Source organism: Paracoccus pacificus (assembly GCF_042680785.1).
In the GTDB taxonomy this organism is placed as follows: domain Bacteria; phylum Pseudomonadota; class Alphaproteobacteria; order Rhodobacterales; family Rhodobacteraceae; genus Paracoccus; species Paracoccus pacificus.
In genome coordinates this window covers 173,025-183,429 of sequence record NZ_JBHUEN010000013.1, presented here as the reverse complement: position 1 = coordinate 183,429, position 10,405 = coordinate 173,025, and the positions used below count along the sequence as shown (strand labels likewise).

Genomic DNA, 10,405 nt, shown 5'->3' with positions numbered 1-10,405 from the left:
CCATAGGGCATCCTTCCATTCCCAAGAAAGGATCGCACCATCAAACCATGGGATCAAACACCTAAGCCCGGGTCTGGCGGCGATTGCGGCGAAGTTGGCACAGGACCGGACCGGATTTCGACGCCTTAGCGCAATTCCGGTTTGTTGGATGGCCTGACCCGGCTAGTCTCGCGCCATGGCACCGATGGATGAACACCCCCTGCGATACCAGCTTGTGAATGAGCTTCATGCACGGCCCTCGCCGTTGCTGAGCGCGCCTTGCACGGTGGTCTATGTCGCGTTCAAGGAACCGAAAGACGCCGCGAACCGGGACCTGTCGGCGGATGTGGACCATCTGGCCGAGCTCGCCCGGCGGCATGGCGCGCCGGCGCCCGATCCGCAGTCCAGCCATTACGCGGCCCGTGCCGGGCGCTATGATCTGCGCTGGGAACAGCACACCGAGTTCGTCACCTACGCCGGGTTTTTCCCGGGCCTGCCCGCGACGCCTTTCGATCCGGCGACCGGCGCGATTTTCCCCGAGGAATGGCAGGCGCGGGCCCCGGGTCTGCGCGTGGCCTCGGTGATGGTGCAGGTCGCGCTTTTGCCCGAGAACGCGGCCGAAATACAGCCTTTGCTGGACGAATGGTTCGTCGGCGACAGCCTTGCGGCGTTCTGGGTGCTGGACGAATCGGCGGTCGTCGCCGGCGATTTTCGCATCGACCCGGCCGGCTGGATGCGCTTCGCCGTTTTCGTCAGGCCCGGGGTCGGGGACGGCCGCATCGGTCGTATCGTCCAGCGCCTGCTGGAGATCGAGACTTATCGCGCCATGTCGATGCTGGGGCTGGAACAGGCGCGCGGCCTGAACGCCCAGATGAACGCGCTTGAGCCGCAACTGTCGGGGCTGGTCGCGGATATGAGTGGTGCTGCCGAAAACGGCAACCCCGAGCGGACGGCCGAACAGACGCTGAACGATCTCTTGACCGTATCATCGGCGCTGGAGCGGCTGGCGATGCGCAGCACCTTTCGGCTGGGCGCCACCGCGGCCTATGAGGCGATCGTCACCGACCGGATCAACGTGCTGCGCGAAACCCGGTTCACCGGACGCCAGACCCTGACCGAGTTCATGATGCGCCGCTATGACCCGGCCATGCGTACGGTGAAATCGGCCAAGGAACGGCTGCGCAGCATGATCGAACGCGCCGCCCGCGCCGGTGAATTGCTGCGGACCCGCGTCGATGTTTATCGCTCGGCCCAGAATCAGCAGATCATGACCCGGATGGATCGGCGCGCCGACCTGCAACTGCGCCTTCAGCATACGGTCGAAGGGCTTTCCGTCGTCGCGATCAGCTATTACGCGGTCGGATTGCTGGGCTATATGCTGGGGCCGCCGGCCGAGGCGATCGGGATCGAAAAGGCCGTGCTGACGGCGTTGCTGGTGCCGGTGGTCGTGCTTTGCGTCTGGCTGGGGATGCGCCGCATCCGCCGCAGGCTGCATGATCACGATCAGGAATAGGCGCTCAAAACGCGTTGTATCGCCGGGGCAGGGCGGCCATAAAGCCGTAAAAGCGGCAGAACAGAAGGATAACCGATGCGGCTGATCGTTTCCGTGACCCTGCTGCTGGCGCTTGCCGGCTGCAATGTGCCGCTTGTGCCGTTGATCTGATGCCCGCGCTTAGGATGTACGGGCTGAACAAATGCTCGACCTGCAAGGCGGCGCGCGATGCGCTTGCGCAGGCCGGATGGCAGGTCGCGTTCAGGGACGTCAAGGATGAGCCGCTGAGTCAGGCTGAACGGACCGAAATGCTGGATCTGTTCGGGGAAAAGCTGATCAACCGGGCGTCGCTGACCTGGCGGGGCTTTTCCGAGGCCGAGCGCGCCCTGCCGTCGGCGGATCTGATCGCGGCGAATCCATCGGTCATGAAACGCCCGGCGATTATCGCGGGCGACAAGCACACGCTGGGCTGGACGGCCAACGTCAAGCGCGCCTTCGGCGTTCCGGTATAGATCCAGCGCCTTCGCGTTCAGAAAGAAAAGGCGACCCTGCGGAACAGGGTCGCCCGATATCTCATGGTTGCGCGACCAGATCACCGGATCCCCAAGCGGGGCGGCGGCAGGCGCGATGCCGTCAGAGCAGTTTCAGATCCGAGGCCGAGGCGCGGCCATCGCGGCCGGACTGCAGCTCATAGCTGACTTTCTGGTTGTCGTTCAGACCGGTAAGGCCCGCACGCTCAACGGCAGAGATATGTACGAAAACGTCTTTTCCGCCATCATCGGGCGCGATGAAGCCATAACCCTTGGTGGAATTGAACCATTTGACGGTGCCGGTAGCCATTACCGTTCTCTCCTTCATAATATCCTGCGGCAACATGCCGCAGGCCGTGCAGCCCATCGAACCGGCTGCCCCGTGAAAGGGAGGCGGTAGAAAGTCCTGCTCACGCATCGGACATAGTGGATGATTCGCGCAGAAACGCAAGCGGAAACGCCGAAGGCAGGTTTCCGCTACGTCAACCAGTCGATTTTCGGCGGCAAAATGCCGCACTCAGGTCATGTCAGGCGCTTTGGCTTCCGCGGTCAAGGTTTCAATGGCCGCCGCCAAGGGAATTGATTCGCTGCGATTGTCGCCCAATCTGCGTAGCGACACTGATCGATCTTCGACCTCTTTCATGCCGATTGCAAGGATTACGGGCACCTTTTCGACCGAATGCTCGCGAACTTTATAATTAATTTTCTCATTTCGCGTGTCGGCCTCGGCGCGAATACCGGCTTCTTTCAAGGCGTTGACCACTTCGGCCACGTAATCATCCGCCCCCGAAACGATGGACGCCACCACCACCTGACGCGGCGCGAGCCACAGCGGCATCTTGCCGGCATAGTTCTCGATCAGAATCCCGATGAACCGCTCGAACGAGCCAAGGATCGCCCGGTGCAGCATATAGGGCCGGTGCTTGCCGCCGTCCTCGCCGACATATTCCGCATCAAGCCGGGTGGGCAGGTTCGGGTCGACCTGGAATGTGCCGCATTGCCATTTCCGGCCGATCGCGTCGGTCAGCTTGAAATCCAGCTTCGGCCCGTAAAAGGCACCTTCGCCGGGGTCGATCTCATATTCGTTGCCGGTCTTGCGGATGGCGTTTTCCAGAGCGGTTTCCACCTTGTCCCAATCCTCATCGCTGCCGATGCGGACCTCGGGGCGGGTGGACAGCTTGATTTCAAAGCTGTCGAAGCCAAGGTCTTTGTAGACGCTGGCCAGAAGAGTGATGAAAGCGGCGCATTCGCTTTCGATCTGATCCTCGGTGCAGAAGATATGCGCATCGTCCTGGGTGAAGCCGCGCACCCGCATCAGCCCGTGCATCGAGCCCGAGCTTTCGTAACGGTGGCACGAGCCGAATTCGGCCAGACGCAGCGGCAGATCGCGATAGGATTTCAGGCCCTGATTATAGACCTGCACATGGCAGGGGCAGTTCATCGGCTTCAGCGCGTTGATCCGCTTTTCCTTCGCGCCTTCCTCATCCACCTCGACGATGAACATGTTTTCGCGATAGGCTTCCCAATGGCCTGATTTTTCCCAAAGAATCCGGTCCACGACCTGGGGCGTCCGGATCTCCTTATAGCCGGCGCGGGTCAGGCGGCGGCGCATGTAATCCTCAAGCGCGCGATAGATCGTCCAGCCGTTCGGGTGCCAGAACACCATGCCCGGCGCTTCTTCCTGCAGGTGGAACAGGTCCATCTCGCGGCCCAGCTTGCGGTGGTCGCGCTTCGCGGCCTCCTCCAGCATGGTCATATGCGCCTTCAACTCATCACGGTTGCGGAAGGCGACGCCGTAGATCCGTTGCAGCATCGGGCGCGCGGCATCGCCCAGCCAATAGGCGCCCGCGACATGGGTCAGCTTGAAGGCATCCGCCGGAACCTGCCCGGTATTCTGCAGATGCGGACCCCGGCACAGGTCCTGCCAATCGCCATGCCAGTACATCCGCACATCCTCGCCTTCGGGGATGCGGTCGATCAGTTCCAGTTTGAAGGGCTCGCCGCGGTCCTTGTAATAGGCAAGGGCGCGGTTGCGGTCCCAGACCTCGGTCCGCACCGGGTCGCGGGCGGCGATGATCTGTTTCATCCGCGCCTCGATGGCGCCCAGATCCTCGGGGGTGAAGGGTTCGGCGCGGTCGAAATCATAGAACCAGCCGAAATCCCGGACCGGGCCGATGGTGACCTTCACATCCGGCCAGAGTTCCTGCACCGCGCGGGCCATGATATGGGCAAGATCGTGGCGGATCAGTTCCAGCGCCGGATCGGCGTCCTTCATCGTGTTCAGCCGCAGCGCCCCGGATTCGCCGATCGGCCATGACAGATCGACGTGACGGCCGTCGAAGCTGGCGCTGATGGCGTTCTTGGCAAGGCTGGGCGCGATCGAGGCGGCGACCTCGGCGGCGGTTACGCCGGCGGGATATTCGCGCGAATTGCCATCGGGAAATGTCAGGGAAATCTGGGACATAATGTCCTCCTCGTCGGTTTGGCGCCCACGGAACGCCCGGCTGCGGGTTATGTTTACGGCTGGTATGTGCGCGGTTTGACGGCGGGTGTCAACCGGCCTAGCGTCCTGCCCAAAGCTGGATATTTGGACAAGGAAGACAATGGCGCGGTTCATGGATACGACGCAGGGGCGGCGGATCGCCTTTGACGCGGTGGCGGGCAAAGGGCCCGGCGTGGTTTTTCTGGGCGGGTTCAAATCCGACATGCAGGGCAGCAAGGCGCTGGATCTGGCCGATTGGGCGCGGGCCGAGGGCCGGGCGTTTCTGCGGTTCGATTATTCCGGGCATGGTAAAAGCGGCGGCCGGTTCGAGGATGGCGCGATCGGCGACTGGTATCAGGACGCGCTGGCGGTGATCGCGGCGCAGACGCAGGGGCCGCAGGTGCTGGTCGGGTCCAGCATGGGCGGCTGGATCAGCCTGCTGATCGCGCGGCATGCGCCGGAACGGGTGGCAGGTCTGGTGACCATCGCCGCCGCGCCGGATTTCACCGAACAGGGGTTCTGGGCCGAAATGAACGCGGATGAGCGCGCCGCCCTGATGCGCGACGGGCAGGTCATCCGGCCCTCGGAATATGATCCCGCGGGCTATCCGATCACCCGGCGGCTGATCGAGGATGGCAGGAACCACCTGGTCCTGCAAAAACCGCTGCATCTGCCGTTTCCGGTGCGGATGCTTCAGGGAACGCAGGACGCGGATGTGCCGGTCGATTGGGCGATGGCGCTGTTGTCGCATGTCACCGGCGACGACGTCCGGCTGACCTTGGTCATTGGCGCCGATCATCGGTTCTCGACTCCGGCCTGCCTGACCTTGATCCGCCAAACCGTTGCGGAACTGGTCGGGGCGGTCCGTTGACGGGGTGCGGTTAACGGGCGCGGTCAACGCGGGCGGGTTAATGGGGGGCGGTCAACCGGATGGGCGGTTAGCCGACCGCGCAGCGGGCTGCCGGGCCGGCCGGCGCCGCGCGATCAGACCGCGATATCGCCCTTGTTCGGGGGCGCGTCGGCCCGGGCCGAGCCGCCTTGCGCGCCGGCACGCGTCACCTCGTCCTCGACGACGCGCAGTTGTTTCTTGCGGCGGCGCGGGGTGGTGGCGCCGGCGGCCTCGTCGATGAAATCCATCACCAAGGGCCGGATGTTCAGCCGCCAGCTTTGGCCGGCGAAGATGCCGTAATGGCCGGCGTCAGGCTCCAGATGCTGGCTTTTCTTCGAAGGATCGAGGCCGGTCAGCAGATCGAGTGCCGCAACGCATTGACCCGGCGCCGAAATATCGTCCTTGGCGCCTTCGACCGTCATCACCGCCACATTGGTGATGCGGCCGATATCGACCGGCTTGCCGTTGATGGTGAAGGCATTGCGCGCGATCTCGCGGTTCTTGAAGATCCGCTCGACCGTCGAAAGATAGAATTCTGCCGTCATGTCCATGACCGCCAGATATTCGTCGTAGAACTTGTTGTGGCGGTCGCGTTCAGAGCCCTTGCCCCGCGCCTCGGCCATGATCTTGTCGATGAAGGCCTTGGCGTGGGTTTCGGCGTTCATGGCGATGAACGAGGAAAGCTGCGCCAGCCCCGGATAGACCATGCGGCCGGCGCCGGCGTATTTGAAGCCGACCGACTGGATCACGAACTGCTCCAACTGGCCCATGGTCATGCGGTTGCCGAAATCGGTGACCTCGGTCGGGGCGGCGTCGGGGTCGATCGGGCCGCCGATCAGGGTCAGGCTGCGCGGCTGGGCGGCAGGATCCTCTTCGGCGAGGACGGCGGTCGCGGCAAGCGCCAGCGGCGCCGGCTGGCAGACCGCGATCACGTTGATCTCGGGCCCGAGGTGGCGGATGAAATCAACGAGATACTGGGTGTAATCCTCAACGTCGAACTTGCCCTCGCTGACCGGAATGTCGCGGGCATTGTGCCAATCGGTGACATAGACCTCGCAATCGGGCAAGAGGCTGGTCACGGTCGAGCGTAGCAGCGTCGCGTAATGGCCCGACATCGGCGCGACCAGAAGCACGCGGCGGGTCTGGGGGTCGCGGCGCGCGACCTCGAAATGGATCAGGTCGCCGAAGGGTTTGGACATGATCCGCTTGACGCGCACGATGTGGTCCTGCCCGTCCGGCCCGTTTATCGAAGGGATGTTCCAGTCCGGTTTGATCACCATGCGGCCGAAACTGCGTTCGGTGACACGGCCCCAGGCGGACATCAGTTTGAACATCGGGTTGGGGGACAGCGCCCAGACCGGATAACTGGCGATGGCGCGGGCGGTCGCGCCCAGCCATTCATTGGTGTTCCGCAGGGTTTCCATCGCGTCATAGGACACGATTCCCTTGATGCCGAGTTGCTTCATATTCGCATCCTGTCCGTGCCCCGCGTCATTCCGGCCCTTTACCGGGCTTTCGCGCAGGGGTTAAATGGTAAGGCAAACGTAGCGGGGGGGTGAGGTCATGGCAAGCGACGACAAGGAGAAGACATCCCATGGTCGCAGGGCGGCCCCGGATAAAGCCCCGGATGGTGCGGCGACCCCGAAAACCCGCAGACGGGCGGCATCGGGCGCCGCTGGCGCCGGCAAGGCGGCCGGTGATCGGGCGAAAGCGCCGGGTGCGAAAACTGCGGGTACGAAAGCTGCGGGTACACGAACCGCGCGCGCGAAAGCTGCTAACGCGAAAACCGGCGCTATAGCCGCCAGCGCGAAAACCACCGGCGCGAAAACCACCGGCGCGAAAACCACCGGCGCGAAAACCGGGGTAAAGACGCCCGCGCCGGCAGAGCCGCCAACAGCAACACCGACGACTGACACGGGCGCGCCGGGCAAGCCGGCAACAAAGCCGCCGGCGAAAAAGACCGCCCGGCAGGCCGCGACCAAGACCGACCGTGCCCGCGTCGTCCGCTCTGAACAGCGCAGCGACACCCGCACCGACAAGCGGCCGGTCCGCAAGACGCGCAAGCCCGCCGCAAGCACCGTTACCGAGACTGCGACTGAAAGGGTTGCGCCCGAAAAATCCGTGGCAGAGGGTGCCGCGCCCGCGCCGAAGCGCGCCGCAAGACCCAAGTCTGCGGCAAAACCGAAAGCCGCCGAAAAAACCGCAGCCGCAGGGAAGCCCTCGCAGACCGCGCCCGTAACGCCCGCGACGGAGAAGACGGTCACCCCGGAAGCCCCGAAAATACCCGAGGTGCCCGCGCCTGACGAGGTATCGTCCGAGCGTATCGCCCTGACCGAAGCCATGGCGCAGAATCTGGAACGGATCGAGGCGCTGGGTCAACGGCTGATGGCGGCCTTGGCGCGCAAGCGGCCGCTGAACCCCGGGGTCGAGGGGCCGGGACAGGATCTGTATCTGCGCGCCGGCGCCGCGGTCTGGAAGCAATGGACCGAGCAGCCGGGCCGGATGATCGAACAACAGGTCAAGTTCTGGGGCGAGACGCTGAAGCATTATGCCGATGCGCAAAACGCGCTGTCGCGCGGCAAGATCGCGGCGCCGCCCGACGACGGCCCTCAGGATCGGCGGTTCAAGAACCCGCTGTGGGAATCTCATCCGTTCTTCAATTTCGTCAAACGCCAGTATCAGATCAACGCCCGCGCCATGGAGGATGCCGCCGCCGGGCTTGATGTCGACAGCGAGATCGACCGCCGCCGTATCAACTGGCTGACCCGGCAGATCGTCGACATGCTGGCGCCGACCAATTTTCTGGCCACCAACCCGGACGCGCTGGAACGCGCGATCGAGACCGAGGGCGAAAGTCTGGTCAAGGGGTTGGAGAACCTTGTCCGCGACGTCGAATATAACGATGGCGAACTGGTGGTGTCGCTGGCCGACCGGCAGGCGTTCCGGGTGGGCGAGAATATCGGCACCGCCTCGGGCGAGGTGGTCCATCGCGCGCCGTTGTGGGAACTGATCCAGTACACGCCGACCACGCCACAGGTGCATGCCCTGCCGCTGGTGATTTTTCCACCGTGGATCAACAAGTTCTACATCCTCGATCTGAAACCGCAGAACAGCCTGATCCGCTGGACCGTCGATCAGGGGTTCACGCTTTTCGTGGTTTCATGGCGCAATCCGGGTACGGACATGGCCGAGGTGTCGCTTGACGATTATGTCACGGCCTATCTGGACATCATGTCGAAGGTGCTTGAGCTGACCGGCCAGCAAAAGCTGAATGCGGTCGGCTATTGCATCGCCGGGACCACGCTGGCGCTGACGCTGGCGCTGATGGCCAAGCGGGGCGATGATCGGGTCAACTCGGCCACGTTCTTCACCACGCTGACCGATTTTTCGGATCAGGGCGAGTTCACGGCGTTTCTTCAGGATGATTTCGTCGACGGGATCGAGGCCGAGGTCGAACGTTCCGGCATTCTGCCCTCGGCGCTGATGTCGCGGACGTTTTCCTATCTGCGCGCGAATGATCTGGTCTGGGGACCGGCGATCCGCAGCTATATGATGGGCGAGGCGCCCCCTGCCTTCGATCTGCTGTTCTGGAACGGCGACGGCACCAATCTGCCCGGGCGCATGGCGATGGATTATCTGCGCGGCCTTTGCCAGCAGAACGCCTTTGCGCTGGACGGGTTCACGGTCAAGGGACAGCGTGTACGGCTGTCCGACGTGGAGCTTCCGCTTTGCGCGATCGCCTGTGAAACCGACCATATCGCGCCGTGGAAAGACAGTTGGCGGGGCGTGTCGATGATGGGCTCGAAGGACCGCACCTTCGTGTTGTCCCAGTCGGGCCATATCGCCGGCATCGTGAACCCGCCGTCAAAGGGTAAATACGGACATTACACCTCGACCGTCGGATTCGATTCGGGGCAGGGGGAATGGCTGGAAAAGGCCCGGTTCCATCCCGGAAGCTGGTGGCCGATGTGGGCGGAATGGCTGGCGGCACGCTCTGGCGGCATGGTCCCGGCACGCGACGCGACCCATGGCGGAAAATCACTCGCCGCCGCGCCGGGAAGCTACGTGATTGAAAATCCGGCCGAATAAGGGCCGGATTTTCTGATTTGGGATTACCGTAAGCGAAATTGCGCCGCAGCGCAGCAAGTTCGATCTTGCAATGCTGCGTTGCGGCATTTATATCATGGCCACGGTTACAACGGCGGTGATCGCCCGGATGCGGATCAGCGCCACAATCCCAAAAGGACGAATATCATGGCAAAGACCCCCGATTACACCAAAGCCTTCCAGGACATGCTGTCGAACGTCCCGGTCGACACCTCGTCGTTCCAGGACGCGATCCGCAGCCAGGGCGCCCTGGGCGAGAAAATGGCCCGCGTGACCCTGCGCGCCGCCGAGCGTTCGACCGAGATCGGCGCTCAGTGGGCCAAAGACACCATCGCCCGCGTGGGTGAGCTGGCCTCGCAGAAAGAAGACGCTTCGGAATACACCAAAGCCGTCAGCGATTTCGCTTCGGCTCAGGCCGAGCTGGCCGCCGAGCACATGGCTGCTTTCGCCGAAGTCGCGAAAAAAGTTCAGATGGACACCGTCGACCTGATGCTGGCCGCCGGCAAGGACTTTGCCGAAGACGCGCAGTCGGCTGCCCAGAAAACCACCCGTCAGGCTCAGGCCGCGGTCAAAAAAGCGACCGACGCCGCCAAAGCCTGATCGGCTTTTCGCCGATCGGAAAACCCGTCGCACCATGGTGCGGCGGGTTTTTTCATGGCCGGTTCAAAGGGTCGGATGAGGCCGGTTTTCGATTGTTACGATGCGCGGCTTATGGCGATGCGCTGTCATGCCGAATTCTCGTTTTTTGGTATCGTTAATTTGCTGTATTTCACCAGATAAGATTCCATGTTACTCGCCTTATTGGTGTGTTCTGCATTTGCAGCCGACGCGAGTAAATTGCGCGTAAATACACCTTGGAGCTGATCTGACAATTAACGTTAACGGTATTCCACATATTCCTGCATACAGAAAACTGCATTCAGTTT

General features: G+C 62.9%; 8 protein-coding genes. 5 read left to right on the top strand and 3 right to left on the bottom strand.

The window, feature by feature from the left end:
* Nucleotides 1-175: 175 nt before the first annotated feature.
* Together ACFSCT_RS05330 and ACFSCT_RS05325 are read left to right on the top strand one after the other, a co-directional pair.
* Nucleotides 176-1,492, top strand: a complete 1,317-nt coding sequence (locus ACFSCT_RS05330; RefSeq protein ID WP_379140722.1) for a DUF3422 family protein — start codon at nt 176-178, stop codon at nt 1,490-1,492.
* A gap of 149 nt (nt 1,493-1,641) precedes the next feature.
* Nucleotides 1,642-1,983 (top strand): arsenate reductase family protein, encoded by a 342-nt coding sequence (locus ACFSCT_RS05325; protein WP_379140720.1) that lies wholly within the window; start codon nt 1,642-1,644, stop codon nt 1,981-1,983.
* Nucleotides 1,984-2,104: 121 nt separating this feature from the next.
* Here ACFSCT_RS05325 and ACFSCT_RS05320 read toward each other — a convergent pair whose 3' ends face one another.
* Together ACFSCT_RS05320 and thrS are read right to left on the bottom strand one after the other, a co-directional pair.
* Nucleotides 2,105-2,311 carry a cold-shock protein gene (locus ACFSCT_RS05320; protein WP_379140730.1) on the bottom strand — a complete coding sequence of 69 codons (207 nt, stop codon included), beginning with the start codon at nt 2,309-2,311 and terminating at the stop codon, nt 2,105-2,107.
* Nucleotides 2,312-2,518: 207 nt separating this feature from the next.
* Nucleotides 2,519-4,465: a threonine--tRNA ligase gene (gene thrS / locus ACFSCT_RS05315; protein ID WP_379140718.1), complete on the bottom strand. Its 1,947-nt coding sequence runs from the start codon at nt 4,463-4,465 to the stop codon at nt 2,519-2,521.
* A gap of 139 nt (nt 4,466-4,604) precedes the next feature.
* Here thrS and ACFSCT_RS05310 point away from each other — a divergent pair, with 139 nt between their 5' ends.
* Nucleotides 4,605-5,354 (top strand): alpha/beta hydrolase, encoded by a 750-nt coding sequence (locus ACFSCT_RS05310; protein WP_379140716.1) that lies wholly within the window; start codon nt 4,605-4,607, stop codon nt 5,352-5,354.
* Nucleotides 5,355-5,467: 113 nt separating this feature from the next.
* Here the strand turns inward: ACFSCT_RS05310 and phaZ are convergent, their stop codons facing one another.
* Nucleotides 5,468-6,838: a polyhydroxyalkanoate depolymerase gene (gene phaZ / locus ACFSCT_RS05305; protein ID WP_379140714.1), complete on the bottom strand. Its 1,371-nt coding sequence runs from the start codon at nt 6,836-6,838 to the stop codon at nt 5,468-5,470.
* A 97-nt stretch (nt 6,839-6,935) separates the two neighbouring features.
* Between phaZ and phaC the strand changes: the two genes are divergently transcribed.
* Both phaC and ACFSCT_RS05295 read left to right on the top strand, forming a co-directional pair.
* A complete protein-coding gene (gene phaC, locus ACFSCT_RS05300) occupies nt 6,936-9,461 on the top strand; it encodes a class I poly(R)-hydroxyalkanoic acid synthase (protein ID WP_379140713.1) in 2,526 nt (841 codons plus the stop codon).
* 165 nt (nt 9,462-9,626) lie between these two features.
* On the top strand, nt 9,627-10,079 hold the full coding sequence (locus ACFSCT_RS05295; protein WP_379140711.1) for a Phasin: 453 nt from the start codon (nt 9,627-9,629) through the stop codon (nt 10,077-10,079).
* The last annotated feature ends 326 nt before the right edge of the window (nt 10,080-10,405 follow it).

Excerpts from the sequence above, each read along its gene's own strand:
- ACFSCT_RS05330 (WP_379140722.1), top strand. The coding sequence starts at position 176 with ATGGCACCGATGGATGAACACCCCCTGCGATACCAGCTTGTGAATGAG.
- ACFSCT_RS05325 (WP_379140720.1), top strand. The coding sequence starts at position 1,642 with ATGCCCGCGCTTAGGATGTACGGGCTGAACAAATGCTCGACCTGCAAG.
- ACFSCT_RS05320 (WP_379140730.1), bottom strand. The coding sequence starts at position 2,311 with ATGGCTACCGGCACCGTCAAATGGTTCAATTCCACCAAGGGTTATGGC.
- thrS (WP_379140718.1), bottom strand. The coding sequence starts at position 4,465 with ATGTCCCAGATTTCCCTGACATTTCCCGATGGCAATTCGCGCGAATAT.
- ACFSCT_RS05310 (WP_379140716.1), top strand. The coding sequence starts at position 4,605 with ATGGCGCGGTTCATGGATACGACGCAGGGGCGGCGGATCGCCTTTGAC.
- phaZ (WP_379140714.1), bottom strand. The coding sequence starts at position 6,838 with ATGAAGCAACTCGGCATCAAGGGAATCGTGTCCTATGACGCGATGGAA.
- phaC (WP_379140713.1), top strand. The coding sequence starts at position 6,936 with ATGGCAAGCGACGACAAGGAGAAGACATCCCATGGTCGCAGGGCGGCC.
- ACFSCT_RS05295 (WP_379140711.1), top strand. The coding sequence starts at position 9,627 with ATGGCAAAGACCCCCGATTACACCAAAGCCTTCCAGGACATGCTGTCG.